The sequence below is a fragment of the Pseudoxanthomonas sp. SL93 genome, from assembly GCF_026625825.1.
Lineage (GTDB): Bacteria > Pseudomonadota > Gammaproteobacteria > Xanthomonadales > Xanthomonadaceae > Pseudoxanthomonas_A.
Genome location: NZ_CP113065.1, coordinates 616,228 through 639,240, shown reverse-complemented (window position 1 = coordinate 639,240; position 23,013 = coordinate 616,228). Strand labels below are relative to the sequence as shown.

At 65.8% G+C, this 23,013-nt stretch carries 17 protein-coding genes; 5 read left to right on the top strand and 12 right to left on the bottom strand.

Annotated elements, in window-relative coordinates; translation table 11 throughout:
- Window positions 1-10 precede the first annotated feature (10 nt).
- Window positions 11-667 carry a bifunctional 4-hydroxy-2-oxoglutarate aldolase/2-dehydro-3-deoxy-phosphogluconate aldolase gene (locus OVA13_RS02955; RefSeq protein ID WP_267792331.1) on the top strand — a complete coding sequence of 219 codons (657 nt, stop codon included), beginning with the start codon at window positions 11-13 and terminating at the stop codon, window positions 665-667.
- Between the two features lie 148 nt (window positions 668-815).
- Here OVA13_RS02955 and OVA13_RS02950 read toward each other — a convergent pair whose 3' ends face one another.
- The 11 genes from OVA13_RS02950 to OVA13_RS02900 form a co-directional block, all read right to left on the bottom strand.
- Window positions 816-1,496, bottom strand: a complete 681-nt coding sequence (locus OVA13_RS02950) for a hypothetical protein (protein ID WP_267792330.1) — start codon at window positions 1,494-1,496, stop codon at window positions 816-818.
- Window positions 1,497-1,669: 173 nt separating this feature from the next.
- The gene (locus tag OVA13_RS02945) at window positions 1,670-4,792 is read right to left on the bottom strand and encodes a discoidin domain-containing protein (RefSeq protein WP_267793611.1); all 3,123 of its coding nucleotides are present in this window, start codon (window positions 4,790-4,792) and stop codon (window positions 1,670-1,672) included.
- 72 nt (window positions 4,793-4,864) lie between these two features.
- Window positions 4,865-5,686 carry a carbohydrate ABC transporter permease gene (locus OVA13_RS02940; protein WP_267792329.1) on the bottom strand — a complete coding sequence of 274 codons (822 nt, stop codon included), beginning with the start codon at window positions 5,684-5,686 and terminating at the stop codon, window positions 4,865-4,867.
- Window positions 5,683-6,561 (bottom strand): carbohydrate ABC transporter permease, encoded by an 879-nt coding sequence (locus OVA13_RS02935; RefSeq protein WP_267792328.1) that lies wholly within the window; start codon window positions 6,559-6,561, stop codon window positions 5,683-5,685. Before OVA13_RS02935 ends, OVA13_RS02940 begins: the two co-directional genes overlap by 4 nt.
- Window positions 6,558-7,841, bottom strand: coding sequence for a sugar ABC transporter substrate-binding protein (locus OVA13_RS02930; protein ID WP_324288255.1), 1,284 nt, complete (start codon window positions 7,839-7,841; stop codon window positions 6,558-6,560). The genes OVA13_RS02935 and OVA13_RS02930 overlap by 4 nt, the downstream gene beginning before the upstream one ends.
- A gap of 81 nt (window positions 7,842-7,922) precedes the next feature.
- Window positions 7,923-9,581 carry a glucoamylase family protein gene (locus OVA13_RS02925; RefSeq protein WP_267792327.1) on the bottom strand — a complete coding sequence of 553 codons (1,659 nt, stop codon included), beginning with the start codon at window positions 9,579-9,581 and terminating at the stop codon, window positions 7,923-7,925.
- An 81-nt stretch (window positions 9,582-9,662) separates the two neighbouring features.
- Window positions 9,663-12,680 (bottom strand): TonB-dependent receptor, encoded by a 3,018-nt coding sequence (locus OVA13_RS02920; protein WP_267792326.1) that lies wholly within the window; start codon window positions 12,678-12,680, stop codon window positions 9,663-9,665.
- Between the two features lie 97 nt (window positions 12,681-12,777).
- The gene (locus OVA13_RS02915; RefSeq protein WP_267792325.1) at window positions 12,778-13,809 is read right to left on the bottom strand and encodes a LacI family DNA-binding transcriptional regulator; all 1,032 of its coding nucleotides are present in this window, start codon (window positions 13,807-13,809) and stop codon (window positions 12,778-12,780) included.
- A 157-nt stretch (window positions 13,810-13,966) separates the two neighbouring features.
- Window positions 13,967-16,249, bottom strand: a complete 2,283-nt coding sequence (gene bglX, locus OVA13_RS02910) for a beta-glucosidase BglX (RefSeq protein WP_267792324.1) — start codon at window positions 16,247-16,249, stop codon at window positions 13,967-13,969.
- A 108-nt stretch (window positions 16,250-16,357) separates the two neighbouring features.
- Complete coding sequence (locus OVA13_RS02905) at window positions 16,358-16,627, bottom strand: BolA family protein (RefSeq protein ID WP_267792323.1); 270 nt, start codon at window positions 16,625-16,627, stop codon at window positions 16,358-16,360.
- On the bottom strand, window positions 16,624-16,923 hold the full coding sequence (locus tag OVA13_RS02900; RefSeq protein ID WP_267792322.1) for a YciI family protein: 300 nt from the start codon (window positions 16,921-16,923) through the stop codon (window positions 16,624-16,626). Before OVA13_RS02900 ends, OVA13_RS02905 begins: the two co-directional genes overlap by 4 nt.
- A 387-nt stretch (window positions 16,924-17,310) precedes the next feature.
- Between OVA13_RS02900 and OVA13_RS02895 the strand changes: the two genes are divergently transcribed.
- The 4 genes from OVA13_RS02895 (at window position 17,311) to OVA13_RS02880 (ending at window position 21,835) form a co-directional block, all read left to right on the top strand.
- Window positions 17,311-18,216, top strand: coding sequence for a segregation and condensation protein A (locus tag OVA13_RS02895; RefSeq protein ID WP_267792321.1), 906 nt, complete (start codon window positions 17,311-17,313; stop codon window positions 18,214-18,216).
- A gap of 57 nt (window positions 18,217-18,273) precedes the next feature.
- Window positions 18,274-19,122, top strand: a complete 849-nt coding sequence (scpB, locus tag OVA13_RS02890) for an SMC-Scp complex subunit ScpB (protein ID WP_267792320.1) — start codon at window positions 18,274-18,276, stop codon at window positions 19,120-19,122.
- Window positions 19,119-20,795: a pseudouridine synthase gene (locus tag OVA13_RS02885; RefSeq protein WP_267792319.1), complete on the top strand. Its 1,677-nt coding sequence runs from the start codon at window positions 19,119-19,121 to the stop codon at window positions 20,793-20,795. The genes scpB and OVA13_RS02885 overlap by 4 nt, the downstream gene beginning before the upstream one ends.
- A gap of 245 nt (window positions 20,796-21,040) precedes the next feature.
- On the top strand, window positions 21,041-21,835 hold the full coding sequence (locus OVA13_RS02880; RefSeq protein ID WP_267792318.1) for a ferredoxin--NADP reductase: 795 nt from the start codon (window positions 21,041-21,043) through the stop codon (window positions 21,833-21,835).
- Between the two features lie 54 nt (window positions 21,836-21,889).
- Here the strand turns inward: OVA13_RS02880 and OVA13_RS02875 are convergent, their stop codons facing one another.
- The gene (locus OVA13_RS02875) at window positions 21,890-22,945 is read right to left on the bottom strand and encodes a GDSL-type esterase/lipase family protein (RefSeq protein ID WP_267792317.1); all 1,056 of its coding nucleotides are present in this window, start codon (window positions 22,943-22,945) and stop codon (window positions 21,890-21,892) included.
- Window positions 22,946-23,013: the final 68 nt, after the last annotated feature.

The following is a 23,013-nucleotide window of genomic DNA, read 5'->3' as shown; positions in this document are numbered from 1 at the left end:
ACTTGCCCCCATGACCATCCAAGCCCACCAGCAGAAAGCCGAATCCCTCCTCCGCGCCGCCGGCATCCTGCCGGTCGTCACCGTCCACACGCTGGATGAAGCGCGCAAGGTATCCGAGGCGCTGCTGAAGGGCGGCCTGCCCGCCATCGAGCTGACGCTGCGCACGCCGGTGGCGATGGAAGCGCTGGCGATGCTGAAGAAGGAACTGCCTGGCATCGTGATCGGCGCCGGCACGGTGCTGACCGTCGAGCAGATGGAGCAGTCCATCGCCGCGGGGGCGGATTTCCTGGTCACGCCCGGCACGCCGCCGGACATGGCGGAAGCCCTGGCCAAGGCCGACGTACCCGTCGTCCCAGGCGCCGCCACGCCGACCGAACTGCTCTCGCTGATGGCGCGCGGCTTTCGCGTATGCAAGCTGTTCCCCGCCACCGCCGTGGGCGGCCTGGCGATGCTGAAAGGCCTTGCCGGTCCCCTGTCCGACCTGAAGATCTGCCCCACCGGCGGCATCACCGAAGACACGGCTGCCGAGTACCTGTCGCAGCCCAACGTGGTGTGCATCGGCGGTTCCTGGATGGTGCCGAAGGCATGGCTCGACAAGGGAGAGTGGGACAAGGTCACCGAGAGCTCGGCCAAGGCCGCCGCCATCGTCCAGAGCGTGCGCCGCTGACGTTTTTTCTGTAGGAGCGACGTAAGTCGCGACCAAGGCCGTGAGACTCCGTAGCAACAGAGCGTCATGAAAGTGCACCAGCCTGAGTGTGGCGCGCTGACCGACATGCAAGGACGCTCAATTCGTGCGGTCGCAACTCACGTCGCTCCTACCGGGGATCATGGGCCTGGACGTTCACTACCAAGCCCTTCTGCCGCCAACCGGCCGCCAGCACGGCATGCCAGCCGACCATCAGCAGGCCGAGCCACCACTCGAAGACGTTCTCCCAGCGATCCTTCGCCAGCGGATCCGCGAGTACCAGCCCCGCCACGACATTCCCGATGCCCATCATCAGCATCGCGATGGAAACCCACGACATGGCGGCGATGACGCGGGCCGACAGTGCCTGCGTCCGCGACGCACGGCGCATCAGCGCCAGCTGCGCCAGATAGCCGAAGCCGAAATACACCACCACGCCATAACGGCGCAGGAAGCGGTAAGCCTCGCCCTCGGTGCCGAGGAAGGTCGCATAGACGGCAAGCGCGATGGCCGAACCCACGCCCAGCACGGACATCCAGCGGCCGCCGCGCAACCAGCGGTGCGCCAGCAGCCACACCAGCGCGTGCAGCACCGCACAGGGAATCACCAGCAACCGGAAGAGATGGTTTCCCACCCCATGCCGCGCAGCGCGGCTGATCGAGACGCAGCCGTCCACATACGGCACGCAGGCAGGGACGTGGCCGGCCTGGATCGACAACAGGTAGGCCGCATGCGCCGCCACGACGAACAGCAGCGCGATCAGCAGAGGCAGGGGCCAAACAGGCAGCGAAGGAGCGTCCGGTCCAGGCATGTGGGCGAGTCAGCCATCCGTTGCCGTTACTGTACCTCCATCAGGCAACGACGCCGGTGCTGACCTGTGGAAGCGACCTCGGTCTTCCGCCGGACGGCGTCCGGGCTTCAACAAACGCTTGCGCGCGGTCGCTACCGAGGTCGCTCCCACCTGTCTCGACTCGCGCGCCTGGTTCACGGCTGCTCGATGCGCACGCTCACCCGCGCCGGCAACGTGCTGATGCGCAATTCGCCATCCCTCCACTGCGCAGGCTCGCCGTTGACGCGGGTCTCGCCGGGCGCACCTTCATAGGGCCATGGCAGCACCAGCCCACCCGCGGGCAACGCCAGGCCCGTCTTCGCTTCGAGCAGCACCTCGTTCCCAGCCCGGCGCAGCGAGTAAGCAAGGATGCCGCTCGGCGTGCGCAGTCCGTCCAGCGCAATGCCCTCCCCGTCCAGCCACGCCACCGGCACCCCGGCGGCCAGCACGATGCTGTCATCCCGTTCGCGCGAATAGGCGAACATGTCCAGCGCCGAGCGCACGAAATCCGACGCCACCCACGCATGCGGCAGATCGCCGACGAAGAACGGCGTGCGCGGCGTACGCGAGACCACTTCGGCCCACTGGTTCCACGCCTGCGGCGCGCGATCCTTGAAGAAGAAATCCACGGCCTCCCACGCACGCTCGCGCCAACCCAGCCTTACGAACGCCGCCACGTTGCGCCACTCGTAGGGCGTGTAGTCCTTCCATGCGCGCTGGCCATCGCGACGCTGCACGAACTCGGTCCAGTAGCGTTCGAACGTGCCGTGCAGCAGGTCGGACGGCAGCTTGCCCTGCTCCCCGCCCGGCGCCAGCGCGATGGTGGTCGAGGTCGGGTCGAAATCGCCGATCTCCGCTGCGCCTGGCAGATACGTGATGCCGTGCAGTTTCGTGGCCGCACGCAACGACGCGTAAAGGTCATCGCGGAACTGGTCACGCGACGCGGCCATCCGCTTCGACGCGGCGGTCTCGCCCAGCGCATCCGCCACTTCGACCGCGTCCTTGTAGCCCCGCAGCGCCCAGAAATTGTCCCAGTACGAATGCATCGGCTTGGCCGAATAGCCTTCGTGGCTGATCGAAGCCGGCATCATGCCGAAGAAGGCCGGATTGACGGCACGATTGGCCTCGGTGCGCTCGCTGAGGCGCAGTTCGTCCATGTAGGCGAAGGCGCCCTGCACGTGCGGCCACATCTTCCGCAGGAACGCCTTGTCGCCGGTATAGCGGTAGTACTCGGCGATGTTGAAGATCAGCTCGCCGTGGCTGTCGTTCTCCGGCACCGGATCGCTGCCGCGGTCGTCCACGCAGCACGGCACCTTGCCGTTCTCGAACTGGTAGGGCGCGTAATAGTCGACATATTCCTTCACCACCTCCGGCCGTCCCAGGCGCAGCAGTCCCTCGGAAATCATCGCGCCGTCGCGGATCCAGCTGCGCGAATACGAACGCGTGCCCGGTTGCAGGCGCGGACCGATGCGCGAGATCAGCATGTGCGCCAGCGCCGTGCGCAGCGTGTCCGCGACGGGCTGCCCTTCGGCCGGCACCTGCAGCTTCATCTCACCGAGCTTGGCGCGCCACATTGCCGCCGTCGCCTGCTGGTCCCGCTCGGCATCGAGGCTTGCGGGCAGCACGCCCTCCAGCGGGGCCACCCACTCCACGTCGCGCCTCTCCCCGGGTGCGAGCGTGATCCGGTACAGCACGGCGGCGGACGCCAGTCCGTCCGCTTCGCCAACCACGTGCGCGTCGCCGTCGCGGGTTTCGGTATCCATCGACGCCAGCCGCTCGCGGATCAGGCCTGCATCGAAACGCGAAGCCAGGGCGGCGTCCGGACGCATGAAGCGTACGCTGTCGCGGCCATTCACGCTGGCCACGCCATCGCGCACGGTGATGGCGTTGATCGGGCTGAAGCCGCCCGTCGTGTTGAGGAACTGGCTGGGAGGATTGACCTGCCACGGCTGCATGGCGAGCGCCAGCACGTAGTCGCGCGAGGTGGTGCCGGTGTTGGTCAGGCGATGGCGCGCGACCACGCGCGAGTCGCCCGGCCTTCCCGCGGCGAACGCAGTGGTGGAAAGCGCGAACCCGGCGTGTTTCCAGGTGACGGTGGGGATCGGCAGATAGTTGTCCTGCAACGACTGCGACACCTGCACGTCGGCCCACCCTACCCATCGGCCGTCCACCTGCACGAACGGCTCGATGCTGATGCCGCCCTTGGCGATCTCGACCGCACCGTCCTCGCCGATCAGGCCCTGTTCGCGGCCGCCATCCAGACCCACGATGGTCCAGTAGGGTTGTTCACCACTGAATCCACGCGGGAACCATCCCTTCGGCGATCCGGCGGCCATCGCCTTGATGAAGTCGTTGGTATGCGCCGCGAATGCCAGCGGCTTGACCTCCAGTTCGGCCAACGCGAATGCGCGGCCCGGGCCATCGCCGATGAGCAACCGGACGTAGCGCGCTTCGCTCTCCGGCAGCGCGAGGTAGTCGTCGCCGCCGTTACCGTCCACCACCGTGCGGACATCGCGCCAGCGGACGCCGTCGTCGGAGAGTTGCACCAGATAGTCAGATGCGTGCTGTCCCTGCTTCCAGCGCACGACGAGCCCGCCGAACTCGCGGGGCTTGCCGAGATCCAGCGTGATCTGCGGATCCACTTCACCCTGCAGGTCCGCCGACCAGGCCGTCTCCGTGCTGCCATCCACGGCCAGGGCCGCCGCACCGGCGGGAAACGCTGCCGATGCGCTCGCCCTGCCCTTCAGCGGCGCGCCGTCATCCACCGGCCGCGCCTGGAACGTCAGCTGGTCGAAACAGACCGAGCCCTTGCCACCCGCATTGTTGTAGACGGTGAACTCGAGCTTCGCGCTCTTGCGCAGCACGCGGTCCGGATCAGGCCCCCAGGCCTTGTCGATGTGGCGCTGCTTGTAGCGCACCGGCGTCCACGCCTTCGGATACTCGTATTTCGGGCGGTTGACCCACCACACGTTGTCGCCGCTGGCATCCACCACCTTGAACTGCAGGTCGTTGCGCGGCGAGTCGCCACGAAGCTGGAAGCCGAACTCGAAGTTGCCGGGATACGTCAGCGGCAGGTCGCGCTGGATGCCCGCATAGCCCGAAACACCGTTGAAGTCGTAGTCCAGGCAGATCGCCTTGCCCTCCACGCCATCGGCCATGCGGATGGCACCGCTGACCTGGTTGGAGGTCACCACGCGCCACGCCGATGCGTCGTCGAATGCGTCGAGGACGCGGACGGGTTCGGCGGCGGTGGCCAACGCGGCGACCGGCAGCAGCATCGCGCCAGCCGCAAGGCGGGAAAAGGACAACGTCATGTTTTCGTCTCCGACAACGGTCGACGCGCGGCAGGCTCAGCCTTTCACGCTGCCCAGCAACAGACCCTGGATGTAATAGCGCTGCAGCACCAGGAAAAGCAGCAGCACCGGCAGGATGGTGACGACCGAGCCGGCCATCATCAGTTCGTAGTCCATCACGTGCTCGCGCGACAGCGACGCCAGCGCGACCGGCAGCGTCTGCAGGGTGTCATCGCTCAGCACGATCAGCGGCCACATGAAATCATTCCATGCGCCGAGGAAACTGAAGATCGCCAGCGTCACCAGGATCGGCTTGAGCCCCGGCAGGACGATCTGGAAAAAGATACGGGCTTCGCCGGCACCGTCGATGCGCGCGGCTTCCAGCAGTTCGTCGGGAATCGACCGCGCGTACTGGCGCACCAGGAAGATGCCGAAAATCGCCGCCATGCCGGGCACGATGGCGCCGGCGTACGTGTTGACCAGCCCCATCTGCTTCAGCAGCAGGAACAACGGCATCATGGCCACCTGCGCGGGGATCACCAGGGCCGCCAGCAGGGCCCGGAACGTCCGGTCGCGTCCCTTGAAGCGCAGCTTGGCGAACGCGTAACCGGCCATGGTGTTGAACAGCAGCGACAGCAGCATCACGCTGGTGGACACGATGAAGCTGTTCAGCAGGTAACGCCCCATGCCGGCACGCACGAACAGCTCGCGGTAGTTGTGCAGCGTGGGTGCATCCGGCAGCAGCGGTGGCGGGAAGTGCCCCGCCTCGCCGGTCTGCATGAAGGACACCGACAGCATCCACAGCAGCGGCCCCAGGCTGATGACGGCCAAGCCGACCAGCAGGCTGTTGACGATGACGGAAGCCACGCGCCGGTTCATTCCACGCCCCGCTTGCGCGCGAACCACAGCAGGCCGGTGGTCACCACGGTCATCAGCACGAACAGCAGGAACGCCACCGCGGACGCATTGCCCAGGTTCCACCACTTGAAGCCTTCTTCGTACATCAGGTACAGCACGCTCTTGGTGCTCTCCAGCGGACCGCCCTGCGTCATCACGTAGGGTTCGGCGAACAACTGGAAGTAGCCGGCCATGGTCAGGATGCCGACCAGCAGCAGCACGGGGCCGAGCTGCGGCAGCGTGATGTGGCGGAACTGTGCCCAACGTGAGGCACCATCGATGCGCGCGGCTTCGTACAAATCTTCTGGAATGCTCTGCAGGCCGGCCAGGAAGATGATCATGTTGTAGCCGAAGTTCTTCCACACGGCGAACAGGATGATGGTGGGCATGGCCCACGTCGGGTCACCCAGCCAGTCAATGGGATCGATGCCCAGCCACGACAGCCCCCAGTTCACCAGCCCGTACTTGGTATGGAACAGGTAACGCCAGATCACCGCCACCGCCACCACCGTGGTCACCACGGGGGCGAAGAACGCCGTGCGGAAGAAGCCCTTGAACCGGCCCAGCCGCGAATGCAGCAGCAGCGCGGCGCCCAGCGACAGCGCCACGGACAGCGGCACGCCGACCACGACGAAGTACAGCGTGTTGCCGAGCGACTTCCAGAAGATCGGGTTCTGCAGCAGGCCGATGTAGTTGTCGAGGCCGACGAAGCGCAGGTTGCCGAGGTCGGCCAGCGCATAGATGTCGAAATCGGTGAGGCTGAGCGCCAGCGCGGCCAGTACCGGCAAGCCGAAGAAGACCACGATCACCGTCAGCGCAGGCGCCGCGAACAGCCACCCGGCCAGCGAGCGCTTCATCGTGCCGCTCCCGCGCCTTGCGCGTGGTCCAGCATCCAGCGGCGCTTCTCCAGGATGCGGTCGGTGCGACGGTCGAGTTCTTCCGCCGCCTGGTCCACGGTCATGCGGCCATTGGCCACCTGTTCGCCCAGCAGGCGCATCTCGGTGGCGATGCGCTCCCACTCCGGCACCTTGGGCGTGGATACCGCGCGCTCCAGTTGCTCACGGAACGCCCTGGCATGCGGGTCGTTGGCCAGCGCCGGCGTCAGCCACGGCGAACGGCGCGGCGGCAGGTCCCCGGTCAGCGCGTGGAAGCGCGCCTGCACCTGCGGGGTCGAGAGATAGGCGATGAGCTTCCAGGCGGCCGCCTTGTTCGGGGAATCCTTGAACACGACGAAGCTGGTGCCGTTGGCCAACGACGCCCCCGGTCCGTCCGGTCCCGGCAATGGCATCGTCATCCAGTCCTGCTGCTGCGATGCCGGCAGGCGCTCCTTGAACTTGGCGATGTTCCAGGGGCCGGAGATGTAGAACGAATAGAATCCCTTGCCGAATTCGTCCCACACGTTGGAGATCTGGTTGTTGGTGACCACCGGCGCCCACTCCCGGTCGAACATCTCCTTGTAGAACCCCAGCGACTCGCGGAAGCCCGCGCTGCGGAAATTGCCGTAGCGGCCACCGTCGCGCAGCAGCGGCTCGGGCTGCTGGACCGCCAGGCTGAGCAGCGGTTCGAACTCGTTGAGCGGCAGCAGGATGGCGTAGTTGCCCTCGCCCGCCTGCTGCTTCACCGCCTGCATGGCCGTGCGCCACTCGTCCCAGCTGACCGGCACCTTGTCGATGCCGGCCCTGGCCAGCATGTCGCGGCGGTAGAAAGGCAGCCGGGTTTCCACGTACCACGGCACCGCGTAGGTGCGCCCGTCGACCACGCCGGTATCCCACACGCCCGGAAAGTAATCGCCCGCGTCGAAGCCGGCCGTGGCGTTGATCTCGTCATCCAGTGGCTCCAGTGCGCCGAGCGCGGCGAATTCTGGAATCCAAGTATTGCCGATCGGACTGACGTCCGGCAGCGCCTCGCCAGCGAACGCCGTCAGCAGCTTCTCGTGTGCGGACAGCCAGGGAATGCTCTGCAGGTCCACACGGATGCCCGGGTTCTGGCGCTCGAACTCCGGCAGCAGCCTGGCCACCACCTCACCTTCGTAGCCCATCACCCAGAACGTCACCACCTGTCGGTCGTCGGCCTTGCGCGAACAGCCCGCCACGACGACGCTCATCGCCACCACGGCCAGCACCAGACAGCAGCGCACCAAGTACCTCCTTCCACCGGAGAAGTACCTGATGCGTGCTGGAGAGAACGGTGCGGGCGCGTCGTGGAGCATGGAACAAGCTTACTGCGGCTGCTGTGTACGCGGCGGTGCCTCGGGCTGCGCCGCCTGGTGGGCGCGCGACTCGGCACTGCCCAGCGCACGTGCCGCGGCCGCTTCGGGATCGGCCTGCCGGGCCTGCTCGGCATTGTCGGCCGCGCCGGTCTTTTCGCCCTTCTTCGCCTGCAGCCAGCCGCCCTGGAAGCCGGCCTTCTCCAGGCCGTCGCGGATGTAGGGGTTCTTCTTCATCACTTCCCAGACGAAGCCGTTGCGGTAGTTCGCGATCATCGCCAGGATCGGGCCCTGGTCGATGCCGATGTAGTCGCTGGCCACCCAGCCCTTGCCCGGCACGATGCGTCCGGTCTTCAGCGGGATGTCGTAGTCGAAGCTGGGATTGAACGAGTCCAGGAAGCCGTAGCTGGAATACAGGTAGTCGCCGTAGCGCTTGTGCATTTCCTCGGTGGCCGGGATGACGATCTCCGGCGCGAACGGCAGCGACGCGATGGCGGCGGTCGGCGCGATGGTGCCGTCATCGAAGTTCTCGCGGAAACCCGCGCCGCGCGCCGAGTAGTGGCGGAACTGGCGCTGTTCGCCGCGGTATTCCTGCAGCGTCTGCTGCGGACCGTCGCTGGCAGTCAGGCCCCACACGTTCTCGCCGTACTCGCGCCACTTCATCGGGTTCTCCATGGCGTAGGCGCGCTGGGCGTACGTGGCGCGGCGACTGTTCTCGAAATAGTCGATGCCCTTCTCGCGCATGTACGCGTCCTGGATGCCGCGGTAGTCGATCCAGACATGGCTGTACTGGTGCCCGAAGTGCGGCGCGAACGTCAGGTACTCCTGGCCCTGGAACACGCCCCAGAGCTCGCCGTAGCTGCGCGTCCACACTTCCCACGCTTCCGGCTCCACCGGATGCGTCGGCGAGGCCATCGCCAGCACGTAGACCATCATGGCTTCGCTGTAGCCCTTCCAGTCATGCGGGATGATGCCGCTTTCCGGGAACCAGCCCATCGCGACCAGCGGCTTGTTCTTCTGCAGGAAGGTCCAGTCGATGCGCTTGTAGAGGGTGTCGGCGAGTTCGCGGATCTCCTTCTCGCGCGGGTCGTCGCGGTCGTAGTAGGACTGGGCGAACAGCACGCCCATCATCAGCAGCGAGGTGTCCACGCTGGACAGTTCCACCCAGCTGTCGTAGCGGTGCCCAGTGTCCATGTTGAGGAAGTGGTAATAGAAACCCTTGTAGGCGCCCTTGCCCGTCGCCTGCGGCCCGGATGGGAGGTCGCGGAAGAACTTCAGCGTGGTCAGCGTGCGGTCCACGGCCTGGCCGCGGCTCACCCATCCGTTCTCGATGCCGATCGGATACGCCGTCAATGCGTAGCCTACCGAAGCGATGCTGGCGAACGGTCGCGACGGATACCGGTCGGGGGTCAGCCCGTTCATTTCGTTGGTGGTGTCCCAGAAGAACTGGAACGTGCGGCGCTCGATGTCGCGGAACAGCGGCGGCAACTCGGGCTTCGCCGGCGGCTCGGGTTTGGCCGCCACGGGCGTGGTCGCTGCGGGTGGAGCGGCAGGCGCCGCCGCCGGCTCGGGCGCCCTCTGGCAAGCTGCCAGGAGGAGCGTCAGCACGAGCCCGGAAAGCCACAGGACGCGCTGGCGTTTGACATGCTTTTTCAAGGCGATTTCCTGCATGTAACCGTTTACAAGTTTACGTGAAAAGAAACCCGGTTACCGGCAGATGCCTTGCAGCATCTGCCGGCTTCCGGGTCGTTGTTACCAGCTCAGACCGAAGGACAGCTTGAAGGTTCGGGTGGGCCGTTCGATCGAGTCACCCGTACGATTACCGTAGTTCGGATCCGGGTTGCCATCGAAACCCCGCCAGTTGGCGTATTCCGACGGAAGCACGTTGCGCCAGTTGAATACGTTCAGTACGTCCGCCCTGACACGGAACTTCAGGTCGGTCCCCGTATCCCACTCACGCTGCAATGCCATGTCGAACTGTTTAAAGCCCAGCGTGGTGTCCGGCTTGAATGGGTCGAAATAGCAATTGCCCGGTGCCGTCGTGTCATAGCAGTTGATGGCCTCTACATACTTCGGCGTGGCCAGTGTCAACTTGCCGGACGCCGTGAAACCCCAGAAATCCAGGATGCCCGTCATGACCAAACGGTGCTCGGGCACGCCGAGCGCGCTCGTGAACGACACATTGTCGAGGTTTGGGTAGTCGAAGGAGAACTGGTCGGAGTTGCTGCGGTTTTCTTCCGCATCACTATAGGTGTAAGCCAGGCTCATTCCCCAACCGGACTGGCGGGTGTACGGCTTTTCCAGCGAAACAAGGAGAGAATTGAGCGTGGTTTCGACCGCGTTGTTCCCTATGAAGAAACGGCCCCAGCCAGGCAACTGTTCACCCCATGGCTGGCCACCCCAATCAAGCGCCGGATTGCTGCGGAACTCGCCGTTCGGGTAGCGGTTTCCCATCGTCCACAGGATGCCGTCCTTGCTTTCGATCCGCAGCAGGGTGACCGAAGAGCTCCAATCGATGCCGAACAGCTCGAAGGCATTCCGCATGCCCAAGCTGAACTGGTCGGAATAAGGCGTCTTGATATCGTTGTTCAGCAGGAATACTTCAGCGCCGTTGTTTGGGTTGGCCGCCGCCATGGCAGCGAGCACCGCCGGATCCAGCATACTGGGATCGAAGTTGTAACAGTTCGTCGCCGGGTTAGGCGCGCAGGTGTGGCCAGGCGTATTGAACTGATACTCGTAGCGCTGGAAGGCCAGACGATACTTCTCATAGGAGAGATAGTCGAACTGGTTTCGATTGTAGGACCGCCCTGCTCCGCCGAATATCACGTGCCGCTGATCGCCATTGAGATCATAGGAGAAGCCGACGCGCGGCTGCCAGCCATCCTTGAACGCATCGCGGTTATTGCCCGTACTGATGTAATCGTTGTAGTCGTAGTCGACGTTGGCATTGTTGATGTTGGGCCACGCCTGCAGGGCCGAAACCAGCGCAGCCGGAGTTACGTGGTCTTCATAGCTGGGGTTCTTCTCGTAATCCCAGCGGAGGCCCATGTTCAGGGTCAGGTGCTCATTGACCTCCCAGTCGTCCTGAAGATAGATGCCGAACTGCTTGGCGCTGGACTCAACCGATGTCGGGTAGCCATTCCCCGACGCCGTGAACTGAACGAAGTAAGGCACATCCAAGCTGCGCAGGAAATCGTAGCGGAACTGCGGCGAGTAAGGGCTCTGCTCGAACGCGGACAGATCAATATCCTTGTACTTGATGCCTGCTTTCAACGTATGGCCTTGCCAACCCGTGAAAGTGAAATCGTTCTGGATCGAGTAACCCTTCTGCCCCTTATTCTGGAAGTCGCCACCGCCCCCGCGGTTGATGATTTCCTCCATGGCAGGATTATTGTTGTTCTCCTCACCGATGCGAGGAATCAACAATCGGTAGCCGATGTCGGTGTTCAACGGACGCGGTGCGAAGTTTGCATCCTCATAAGTGATGTGCGCATCGTTAAGCCATGTATCGGCGCTGTACTGGTAGCGCAGATCGACGCGCGTTTCTTCACCTGTCTTCAGGGTGGCATACGAGCCAAGATTCACGCCACCGATGTTGGTGGTTTCATCCTCCTCGCGACGCTTCGCCGTCAGCTCGACCAAGTGCGCATCGCCCGGCGTCCAGCTGATCTTGCCGAAGTAGAGATCTTCCTTGAACGGCGCGTTGGTGGTGGAACGCGCTTCTTCCTGGAACTGGGCGGGCAGGTCCTCTATCTCGAACTGGCGACCGGGATCCACCTGACGTGCGTCGCTACGATCCTTTGCCTCATACGCGAAGAAGAAGTGGAGGCTATCCTTCACGATGGGTCCACCCAGCGAAAAGCCGTACTGCTCGTCCCGGGTATCGGCCTTGTTGTCGCGGCCATCGGCTTCGCGGATCGTGTCCGCCACCCAGTCGCTGGTGACGTTGTCCCAGAAGAACTCGCCGTGAAACTCATTGGTACCGGACTTGGTCACGGCGGTGATCGCCGCGCTGCTCAGCTGGTCGTACTCCGCCTTGTAATTGGAGGTAACGACCTTGTATTCGGAGATGCCGAGTTGCGGAAACGGGTTGCCCCGACTTGAGTCTTGTCCAGTGATGCCGCTTTTCAGTACGTAGTCCTTCTGTCCAACACCATCGATGAAGACATTGATCGAAGCGGAAGACTGCGCACCGCTTCGAATCGAACTGGAACCCTCGGAACCAGTAGTGAACACGACACCGGGAACAATGTCGGCAAAGGCCAAGAAGTTGCGCGAATTCTGCGGCAGCGCCTCAATCTGTTTCTGACTGACGTACGTCGCGACTTCCGACGTCTTCGTCTCCGACAACTGGACAGCCGTCACCGACACAGTATCCAGGGTTGTAGCCGCGCCTTGCGTCGCGGATTCTGCAACACCGCCAACACCCAGGTTCAAGGTCGCCGTCTGACCGACGGCCACGGTCACGTTTTGCGAATTGGTCTGGCCTCCGGCCGTCACATCAATGCGGTACGTACCCGGCGGCAAGCCGCCCAACGAATAGCTGCCGTTGGCATTGGTCTGCACGCTACGTGTCAGGCCGGTAGCCACATTGGTCGCTGTAACGCTCGCTCCCGTGGCGGGCGCGGAATCCGCTGACACCTGGCCACGGATGGTCGCAGCCGTCGACTGAGCCAACACCTGCGGCGCGGCGATGACCATGCAGCTGGCCAGCGCGCAGGCCAGCAGGCTGCGGTTGGGGCGGTACTTCGTGTGTGTGTGACGATTCATAGCCTCTCCCTCCAAAGGATCTTTCGTTCTGGTTGCTTTCTGGAGCAATGTGTAATCGGTTACATCTACAGTCAAAAAAAACCAAACTCCTGGCCCGCTACGCGGATGCTTTTCCCGCACCCTTTACTGCGCTCGATGCCCGCACGATCAGTTCCGGAGTCAACGTGGATGACGCCGCGACGCGTTCGCCGTCGGAATCGATGGTGTCCAGCAACCGGCTCATGGCCTGGCCACCCAACTCCGCAATACTGACCCGCATCGTGGTCAAGGTGGGGTGAACGAAGCGCGCCAGCGGAATGTCATCGAAACCGGCCAGCGCGATGTCGTCCGGCACGCGCACGCCCGCTTCGTTGAAGGCATACAGGCAACCCAGCGCCATCATGTCGTTGGCCGCGAACACCGCGTGCGGACGTACGCGCTCCGCCAGGATGCGCTTGCCCGCTTCGTAGCCGGAGGCCTCGCTGAAATCGCCGTCGTATTCCATCGGCTTCGCGTCTCCCAGGTGCTGCGACAGCGCATCGCGGTAACCGCGCAGGCGCTCGCGCGCATCGAAGTTGTCCCGCGGTCCGCCGATGAACGCGATGGTGCCGTGACCGACCTGCGCCAAGTGCGCCACGATCGTGGTCGCGCCACCATAGTTGTCCACGCTGAGCGCCGGGTACGGCGAATCCGGCAGGTGCGTGTTGATCAGCACGGCAGGCAATGCCGAGGGCAGGTTGTCCACCAGGAAACCAGGGCGATCCGTATACGGCGACAGCACCAGCAGACCGTCCACGCGACCGCGCATGGCACGCAGGGCTTCGCCCTGCTCTTCCGGATGGCCGTGGTAGCTGGACACCAGCAGATGCTGGCGACGCGCGCGGGCGACCTGGTCGATGCCACGGATCAGTTCGGAGAAGAATTCGCCGTACAGGTCCGGCAGCACGACGCCGATGGTCTGGGTGCGGCGGCTGCTGAGGCTGCGGGCAGCCGCGTGCGGCTGGTAGCGTAGGCGGTCCGCGGTGGCGAGCACCTGTTGGCGGACGGATTCGGCGACGTTCTCGTGGCCGTTCAAGGCACGCGACACCGTCGCCACGGATACCCGGGCTTCGCGCGCAACATCCTTGATGGTGACCGCTGTTCGCGCCATTCCCCGCCCCTCCGCGGTGATGACTGCTGCAAGTGGCGCGGACTGTAACCGTTTTCACGGAAACGTGTAAAGCCTGCGTTATTTCACGTCACACAGGCTTTGTTTTCAATCACTTGCACGTCGCGTCGAACGGCAGCGACCTTGCCGCAACGCACCATCAGCGGCGCGGTGCTTCCACTTCGAACTGCGCCTGCAGCACCGTATCCGAGCTGCCCCCTGCGAACACCGTGAAGGTGCCTGGCTCGACAACGCGCTTCATGTCGAGGTCGTACAGCGCCAGATCCTCGAAGCCCAGGGTAAAGGTGACCGTCCGGGATTCGCCGGGCGCCAGGGCGACGCGCTGGAACCCGCGCAGCTGCTTCACCGGCCGGGTCACGCTGGCCACGTCATCCCGCACGTAAAGCTGTACGACTTCCACGCCGGCCCGCGCCCCGGTATTGGTGACGCGCACGCTGACCTGCTGCGGCTGCAACGGCAGGTCCAGTTTCGCGTGCTGCACGACGGGCGCGTCGTAACGGAACGTGGTGTAGCTGAGGCCGTGACCGAAGGGATACAGCGGTGTCCACGGCACGTCGAGGTACTTGCTGGTGTACTTCTCGCTTTCGCGCGGCGGTCGACCGGTGTTCTTGTGCGCGTAGTAGATGGGCACCTGACCCACGTTGCGCGGGAAGGTGACCGGGAGCTTCGCCGACGGATTGACGTCGCCAAACAATACATCGGTGATGGCATGGCCACCCTCCACGCCGGGGAACCATGCTTCCAGGATCGCGGGCACCCTGCCCTGCAGCGCCCCGATCGACAAGGGCCGCCCGTTCAACAGGACGACGACCACGGGCTTGCCGGTGGCCGCCACCGCAAGCGCCAGTTCCTGCTGCACGCCGGGCAGGTCGAGCGACGTGCGGTTGTTCGCTTCCGCGCTCATGTCGGGGTGTTCACCCAGGAACATGACCACGGCATCGGCCTGCTTCGCTGCCCGGAGGGCTGCGTCGAAACCGGACGTATCCGTGCTGTCGATGTCGGCGCCCTTGGCCACGATCAAGCGGGTGCCGTCGCCCAGCGCGGCCTTCAGGCCGTCCAGCGGCGTCACCGCGTCTTCCTCGCGCCCCGCCACGGCCCAGTTGCCCAGCATCGCGCGCTGATGGTCGGCCAGCGGCCCGATCACCGCCAGCGTGCGCAATGACCTGGACAACGGCAGCACGTTGCCTTCGTTCTCCAGCAACACCAGCGACTTCTGCGCCATGCGTCGCGCGGCCTCGCGATGCGCGGGCGTCAGCGTCAGCGCGCGCTCGCGGGCGCCATCGTCCGAGCAGTAGCGGAACGGATCATCGAACAGTCCAAGCCGGTACTTGGCGTTGAGCACGCGACGCACCGACGCGTCCACCTGCTCCATCGGCACGCGGCCGGCTTTCACCGCAGCGGGAAGATCGTTGACATAGATCTGGCTGACCATGTCCACATCGACGCCCGCGCGCAGCGCCAGCCTGCCCGCGTCCTCGGGCGTGGCCGCCACGCCGTGCGGCATCAGCTCCATCACGCCGGTGTAGTCGCTGACCATCAGGCCATCCCAGCCCCACTCCTTGCGCAACAGGTCTTCGATCAACGCGCGATGGGCATGCATCGGCACGCCGGCGACATCGTTGAACGACGCCATCATCGACTGCGCGCCGGCATCGACCGCGGCCTTGAACGGGGGCAGGTACAGTTCGCGCAGCGTGCGCTCGGAGATGTCGGCCACGTTGTAGTCGCGACCCGCTTCGGCCGCGCCATAGGCCACGAAATGCTTGGCGGTCGCCATGACGGTATCGGGCGCGGCCAGGTCATCGCCCTGGAACCCGCGCACGCGCGCCGCCGCCAGCACCGACCCGAGATAAGGGTCCTCGCCGGCGCCTTCGACCACGCGGCCCCAGCGCGGATCGCGCGCGATGTCCACCATCGGGGCATAGGTCCAGTGGATGCCGTGCGCCGACGCCTCCACCGCGGCCACGCGCGCGGCGTTCCGGACTTCGACCGGGTCAAAGCTGGACGACTCCCCCAGTGGAACCGGGAAGACGGTGCGGTGGCCGTGGATCACGTCGTAGCCGAACAGCAGCGGGATGCCCAGCCGCGACTCCTTCACCGCGATCCGCTGCAGCCGGCACGTCAGCACCGCCCCCTGCGTACCCAGGTAGGAACCGATCGCGCCCTTGCGGATCTGGTCCTCGCTGCCGGCCATCGCGGCCGGGCCAGTGTTGTTGCCCACGCCGGATGGCTGGTTCAGCTGGCCCAGCTTCTCTTCGACGGTCATCCTGGCCATCAGCGCATCCACGAAGGCCTTTTCGGCCGACCGGTCAGGGGTGGATGGAGAGGCAGCGGCGACGTTGGCGGACAGCAGCGCGGCAAGCATCAAGGGCGCAATGACGCCGCGGCGGCGTGCGGGGTGGGGGTTGGCAATCCGGGGCATGAGCGCCCTCCCAGGCAGTCAGGCCGCGAATGTAAACGTTTCCAGTCCGTGCTGGCTACCCAACGATGGGCGCATGCGCGATCCGGCCGCACAGGCCGGGCGGCAGGCTCAGCGGGCTTCCGACGGCGTCCGGGCCTCGATCGACAGCGCGTGGATATCCGTCTCCATCATGTTGCCCAGGGCGGCGTACACCGCCCGGTGGCGGGCCAAGGGCAGCTTGCCGGCGAACGCGTCACTGACGATCCGCACGGTGAAGTGCCCCCGCCCGTCACGGGCCCCTTCGTGGCCGGCATGCCGGTGGCTGTCGTCGATGACGTCCAGGGCCTGCGGCTGCAGGGCGTCCTCCAGGGCGGCACGGATGCGGTCGACGCGGCTCATGGCAGGACTTTGCGGAACGGCCGCACGTCCACCCGCGCATACGCACCGGCTTCCACGTAAGGGTCGGCGTCGGCCCAGGCGCGTGCATCGTCCAGCGAGTCGAACTCGGCGATCACGATGCTGCCGCTGAAGCCGGCCGGGCCCGGATCCTCCGCATCGATGGCCGGACAGGGGCCGGCCAGCAGCAGGCGACCCTCGTCCCGCAGGGCGGTCAGGCGGGCCAGATGCGCCGGGCGGGCCGCCAGCCGCTTCGGCAGGGCGTCGGCCGCGTCATACCCTTCAATGGCATACCACATGTGTCTACTCCCAAGGCTCAAGCCTGAATTGTACGTGCGGCCCACCCTGTCGGTGCTGGACAGCGCCCCTGCCAGCGCTTACTCTTGATCCATTGCACGGCCGGAAGCAGCGGCCCGTCCAGGGGATACACCGACTGACACCGGCGCACCCCACAAGCCCCCGAAACACGGAATGGGCCCGGGACGACCGATTCGCTGCCCCCCACCGCCCGCGCCCGACGACCTCCTCGCTGTCCGCCCTGTGCGGTGTGCTTTGCTGGTTGATGTAAGGGACGCGTTCGCCCTGCGACGCACTCGAGTGTTGTTTTGCGCATGACCGGATCGCGCCGCCCTTGCCGCGCACCGCTTGCCCCATGGCGATATGAATAGCATTACGGCTTCTTCTTGATGAGCTCCGAACTCGCGTCCGACGCGAATCCGCAAACCCAGTCCACGCATCCGCAGCAGCAGGAAATGCCGCTGGCGGTGGTGCATGGTCAGCCCGTGCTGCAGATCCCGCAGGACCTGTATATCCCGCCGGACGCGCTGGAAGTCATCCTCGACGCGTTCGAGGGCCCGCTGGACCTGCTGCTGTACCTGATCCGCCGGCAGAACCTGGACATCCTGGACATCCCCGTCGCCGAGATCACCCGGCAGTACGTGGACTACATCAATGTGATGCAGGAGCTGCGGTTCGAACTGGCGGCCGAGTACCTGGTGATGGCCGCGATCCTGGCCGAGATCAAGTCACGGATGCTGCTGCCGCGCCCGGTGTCGGAGGAAGGCGAAGAAGGCGATCCGCGCGCCGAGCTGGTGCGCCGCCTGCAGGAATACGAACGCTTCAAGCAGGCCGCCGAGGACCTGGACAGCCTGCCCCGGCAGGATCGCGACACCACGCCGGTGCAGGCGCATGTGCCGGACCGGGCCTCGGTGAAACTGCCGCCGCCGGTGGAACTGAAGGAAATGCTGCTGGCGCTGTACGACGTGCTGAAGCGCGCTGAGCTGTTCACCGGCCACGCGATCAAGCGCGAGGCGCTCAGCGTGCGCCAGCGCATGGGTGACGTGCTGACGCGGCTGGAGGACGGCAGGTTCCACCGCTTCGAAAGCATGTTCACCGCCGAGGAAGGCAAGCTGGGGGTGCTGGTCACCTTCCTGGCCATGCTGGAACTGGCCAAGGAACAGCTGCTGGACATCGTGCAGGAAGCGCCGCTGGCGCCCATCTACGTCAAGTCGCTGGCCCTGAACAACACCAACGAGCCGCTGCAGTTCAACAGCGAGTTCGACGACAGCGACGCCGCCAACGACGCTGAGTGACTTTCCGGTCGCCGGGCGCCATGCCGCGGCACCCCATAACCAGAACGACAGAACCGAATGGATCAATCGCTCATCAACCGCATCGTGGAAGCCGCCCTGATGGCGGCCACCCAGCCGCTGACGCTGGCGCAGCTGCACGGCCTGTTCCCCGAGGACGAGCCCGCGCCGCCGGACAGCGTGGAGCAGGCCCTGCACCAGCTGGCAGAGGACTGCGCCGACCGCGGCGTGGAACTGGTGGAAGTCGCCTCCGGCTTCCGCTACCAGGTGAAGGCAGACGTGCATGCCTGGGTCGCGCGCCTGTGGACCGAGCGCAAGACCCGCTACACCCGTGCCACCTTGGAAACCCTGGCGCTGATCGCCTACCGCCAGCCGATCACCCGCGGCGAGATCGAACAGGTCCGTGGCGTGGCCGTCAGCAGCAACATCATCCAAGCCCTGGAAGAGCGCGAGTGGATCCGCGTGGTGGGCCATCGCGACGTGCCCGGCAAGCCGGCGCTGTTCGGCACCACCAAGGGCTTTCTGGACTACTTCGGCCTGAAGCGCCTGGATGAGCTCCCCCCCTTGTCCGAACTGAAGGACATCGGCGAGCTGGAACCGCAGTTGCCCCTGGACGGCGCACCGCTCCCGGTCAGCATCGCCAGCGGCGACACGGTGGATGATCCGGAGGATGACGGACACGCCGCGACAGCGGAAGACGGCGATGCGGACGACATGGACGCCGACGGAACGGATGCCGGCATGAACGAACACGCTTCACCGCCAGCAGGCGATGAAGAGGAAGACGACACCCCGACGGAAGCCGGCCACCAGGCCGAAGACGCTTCCGGCGATGAACCTCAACCCGAAGATGACGACGCCGCAGATTCCGACCAGGAAGACCGGGCACCGTCGGAGCAGAAACAATGAGCAACACCCCGAAAAAACCCTCCCTCGGCAAGCTGTCGCTGAAGCGCGGCGAAAGCGCTGAAACCCCCGACACCCAGCGACTTGAAGAGCGACTGCACAAGGTGCTGGCGCAGGCCGGCCTGGGCTCGCGTCGCGCGCTGGAACAGCGCATCGCCGACGGCCTGGTCAAGGTCAACGGCGAAGTCGCGCAGACCGGACTGTCAGTCAAGGCCGGCGACAAGATCGAGCTCGACGGCAAGACCTTCGTTGCCAGCGCACTTACCGAACCCTCCCGCGTGCTGATCTACAACAAGCCGGAAGGCGAAGTGACCACGCGCGAAGACCCCGAAGGCCGCCCGACGATCTTCGAAGCGCTGCCGGCCCTGAAGGGCGCGCGCTGGATCGCCATCGGCCGCCTGGACATCAACACCACCGGCCTGCTGCTGCTGACGACCGACGGCGAACTCGCCAACGCGATGATGCATCCGTCGTACGAAGTCGAGCGCGAGTACGTCGTGCGCGTGCGTGCGCCGGAAGGCCAGGACAGCGTGCCGGACAACATCGTCGACCGCCTGCGTCGCGGCGTGGCGCTGGAAGACGGCCCCGCCAAGTTCGACGAGATCGAACGCATCGGCGGCACCGACTCGCACGACTGGTTCAGCGTGGTGGTCAAGGAAGGCCGCAACCGCGAAGTGCGCCGCCTGTGGGAATCGCAGGGCTGCCAGGTCAGCCGCCTGAAGCGCGTGCGCTACGGCAAGGTCAGCCTGCCGCAGCCGCTGCTGCGCGGCCAGTCGCAGGAACTGCCGGACGCGCAGGTGCTGGCGTTGCGCAAGGAACTGGGCCTCGAGGACGGCACGCCCGCCGCGTTGACCCTGCAGCCGGTCATCGGCCAGCGCCGCGCCGCCAAGTCCACCGTGCACGTGGGCGGTGGCCGCAGCGCAGGCAATGCCTATGTCAACGGCCACAACAGTGCCGACGAAGGCCGCGAACTGCGTCGCTTCGACCATGTGCGCGAAGACCGAGGCCGCGGCGGCCGTGGCAAGAAGCCGCATGGCGGCCTGACGGTCAGCGGTGAAGCCGCGGCCAAGCAGTCGCAGCGTCCGTTCAAGCAGCGCACGCCGAAGGGGCCCAAGCCGTTGCCGGATGGCAATCCCGCGGCCTTCCGCAGCTGGTACGTGCCGGAAGGCGTGGACACCGGTCCGTCCGGTCATCGCAATGCCGGACCGGGCGGCCCCCGGAAGCCTTACGCCGGCAAGCCCGGTGCGCGTCCCGGCGGCGCGGGCGCAGGCCCCAAGCGCGGTGGCAATCCCTACGGCCAGGGTGGCCAGGGTGCTGGTGGTGACCGCTTCGGCAATGACCGCTCCGGCTTCAATGCCGAGCGCGGCCCGCGCGGCGCGCAGGGCGCTGCCGGCAAGCCGCAGCGCGCGGCACGTCCGTACGGACATCCGGGCAACGCGCCCAGCTTCCCGTCCGACCATGCCAACCCGGGCTTCAGCCCCTACGGCCAGCAGCCGCGCGCACCGCGTCCGCAGGGTCGTCCGGGTGGCGGTGGCAACCGTCCGCAGAATGCGGGTGCGCGCCCCGGTCCGGGTGGTCGCCCGGCAGGCGGGCGTGGCCCTGGCGGTCGCCCCGGCGGCGGTGGCCGTCCGGGTGGCGGCAATCGCGGCCCTCGCGGTGGCGGCGGCCACGGCTGAGCACGACCCGATATCGATCGTTTCAGAAAGGGCGCTTCGGCGCCCTTTCCATTGCGGGGGAAGCGGGTCCGTTGCGCCGCCCTGCCGCATCGGTCCGGACCCTGCAGGACGATCCGCGCGCCCGCCTGCGTCATCACGGATTCGCGTGGAGCCGGTGGCGTTCACGCGCAGGATTGCGCAGGATCAAGGAGCGTCCGCGACGGTCGGCTACAATGGCGTGATTCGACTGATCGCAACGACTCCCCATGTCTTCCGCTTTCGGCACCGAGACGGTGCTCGACGTCCGTCACTGGACCGACGACTACTTCAGCTTCACCACCACCCGCGACGACGGCTTCCGTTTCGAGAACGGCCAGTTCGTGATGATCGGCCTTCAGGTCGAACAGCCCGACGGCACCACCAAACCGCTGCTGCGCGCGTATTCCATCGCCAGTGCCAACTGGGAAGAACAGCTCGAGTTCTTCAGCATCAAGGTGCCCAACGGCCCGCTGACCTCGCTCCTGCGCCACATCCGGCCCGGCGACACCATGCTGATCGGGCGCAAGCCCACCGGTACGCTGCTGATCAGCGACCTGCACCCCGGACGCAACCTCTACCTGCTGGGCACCGGCACCGGCATGGCGCCCTGGCTCTCGATCATCAAGGATCCGGACACCTACGAACGCTTCGATCGCGTCATCCTCACCCATGGCGTGCGCAGCGTGCAGGACCTCGCGTACCGCGACTACTTCGAGAAGGAACTGCCGCACCACGAGTTCCTCGGCGAGACCATCCGCGAGAAGCTGCTGTACTACCCGGCCGTGAGCCGCGAGGACTTCCCCAACCACGGCCGTCTGACCGACCTGATGGCCAGCGGCCGGATGATGGAAACGCTGGGACTGGAACCGCTGGATGCCGACAAGGACCGCGCGATGATCTGTGGAAGCCCGCAGATGCTGGCCGACTTCCGGGCACTGCTGGATGGCCGCGGTTTCAGCGCCGCCCCGCGCATCGGTACCGCGGGGCAATACGTGTTCGAGCGGGCGTTCGTCGAGAAGTAGGCGACCGGCCTCGGGCCTGCGCGTAACGGCCTTCTCTGCCGCTTGCGATGAGGTTCAGCGGCGCTCGTCCCCTGCCAGCACCAGCGGCAGGATTTCCTCGTCCCTGATCGGAGTCAGTCCCAGCCCGAACCGGGCGTTCAACAGGACCACCAGCGACTGCGCCCACATGGCGTTCCAGGCGGTGCCTGCATGGCCATCCAGCAGGGTGGCGTTCGAAGGGGCATCACCCGCGGTATTGGTGACGCTGAACCTGCCGGCGATGGACACCGGACGATACGCCGGCTTTCCCTCCGCATCGCGCGAGCCCCAGCGGTTGGCGAACCATAGCCGGTCGTCGAAGAACGCGATTCGCTCATCGCGTTCCGCCATCGCCAGCAAGGCCTGGTCGTAACGGTCCAGCGCCGGTTGCAGGTTCGCCAACTGCCGCGGCGAACGCCACAGCTCGAAATTGCGCGCCACGTGCGCGTTGTCGAAGATCCCGACCAGCACGATGCGTGCCCGCGGATGTCGGGCGTGGATGGCCGCCACGCCCGCACGCACGCTGCCGATGCAGCGGTCGACGGTACCCAGCACCTTCGGATCGGCAGGATTGGCCGCCAACCGATTCAGGCTCTCGCGCTGCGCGAAGCTGTTCACGCCGATGCGGATCACCACCACGCCGGTAAGCCATCGCGCAGGTGATTCGTCCATGACCTGCAACAGGTGCGGAACCTGCCGCTGTCGTTCCATCAGGTCGACGCAGGAGGCGCCCGACACGGCAAAGTTGTAGCGGAAGTCCTGCTTGGCGGGCGTCCGCGTCGGCATGCCGAGCCAGTCGTGGATGCGCGCCTTGTACCCCGCCGTGCCGTAGCGCCCCCACGTGCCCTGATCGATTTCGGTCGCCCTCACGCGGTGCAGCACTTCGGTCCATTGCAACGTGGTGGCGTGATGAAGACCCCCGCGCGGGGCTTCGGACGCAGGGAAGTACACCCGGTCCTGATAGGCATGGCTGTCCGAATCTCCGATCACCGCCAGGGCCACCGGCGTGCCCGCCTTCGCCGGCAGGCCCGGGGAAAGAAGCTGGGCGAGCAGCAGGGCATGCACGGTCAGGGGCGCTCGGCGCAGGGTCATGGTGTGCAGGTTTCCTCTGATGTGGCACGTCTTCAAGAACGTGCGAACGCCCCCTGGCCGGCCGTGCC

Excerpts from the sequence above, each read along its gene's own strand:
- OVA13_RS02955 (WP_267792331.1), top strand. The coding sequence starts at position 11 with ATGACCATCCAAGCCCACCAGCAGAAAGCCGAATCCCTCCTCCGCGCC.
- OVA13_RS02950 (WP_267792330.1), bottom strand. The coding sequence starts at position 1,496 with ATGCCTGGACCGGACGCTCCTTCGCTGCCTGTTTGGCCCCTGCCTCTG.
- OVA13_RS02945 (WP_267793611.1), bottom strand. The coding sequence starts at position 4,792 with ATGCTGCTGCCGGTCGCCGCGTTGGCCACCGCCGCCGAACCCGTCCGC.
- OVA13_RS02940 (WP_267792329.1), bottom strand. The coding sequence starts at position 5,686 with ATGAACCGGCGCGTGGCTTCCGTCATCGTCAACAGCCTGCTGGTCGGC.
- OVA13_RS02935 (WP_267792328.1), bottom strand. The coding sequence starts at position 6,561 with ATGAAGCGCTCGCTGGCCGGGTGGCTGTTCGCGGCGCCTGCGCTGACG.
- OVA13_RS02925 (WP_267792327.1), bottom strand. The coding sequence starts at position 9,581 with ATGCAGGAAATCGCCTTGAAAAAGCATGTCAAACGCCAGCGCGTCCTG.
- OVA13_RS02920 (WP_267792326.1), bottom strand. The coding sequence starts at position 12,680 with ATGAATCGTCACACACACACGAAGTACCGCCCCAACCGCAGCCTGCTG.
- OVA13_RS02915 (WP_267792325.1), bottom strand. The coding sequence starts at position 13,809 with ATGGCGCGAACAGCGGTCACCATCAAGGATGTTGCGCGCGAAGCCCGG.
- bglX (WP_267792324.1), bottom strand. The coding sequence starts at position 16,249 with ATGCCCCGGATTGCCAACCCCCACCCCGCACGCCGCCGCGGCGTCATT.
- OVA13_RS02905 (WP_267792323.1), bottom strand. The coding sequence starts at position 16,627 with ATGAGCCGCGTCGACCGCATCCGTGCCGCCCTGGAGGACGCCCTGCAG.
- OVA13_RS02900 (WP_267792322.1), bottom strand. The coding sequence starts at position 16,923 with ATGTGGTATGCCATTGAAGGGTATGACGCGGCCGACGCCCTGCCGAAG.
- OVA13_RS02895 (WP_267792321.1), top strand. The coding sequence starts at position 17,311 with ATGAGCTCCGAACTCGCGTCCGACGCGAATCCGCAAACCCAGTCCACG.
- scpB (WP_267792320.1), top strand. The coding sequence starts at position 18,274 with ATGGATCAATCGCTCATCAACCGCATCGTGGAAGCCGCCCTGATGGCG.
- OVA13_RS02885 (WP_267792319.1), top strand. The coding sequence starts at position 19,119 with ATGAGCAACACCCCGAAAAAACCCTCCCTCGGCAAGCTGTCGCTGAAG.
- OVA13_RS02880 (WP_267792318.1), top strand. The coding sequence starts at position 21,041 with ATGTCTTCCGCTTTCGGCACCGAGACGGTGCTCGACGTCCGTCACTGG.
- OVA13_RS02875 (WP_267792317.1), bottom strand. The coding sequence starts at position 22,945 with ATGACCCTGCGCCGAGCGCCCCTGACCGTGCATGCCCTGCTGCTCGCC.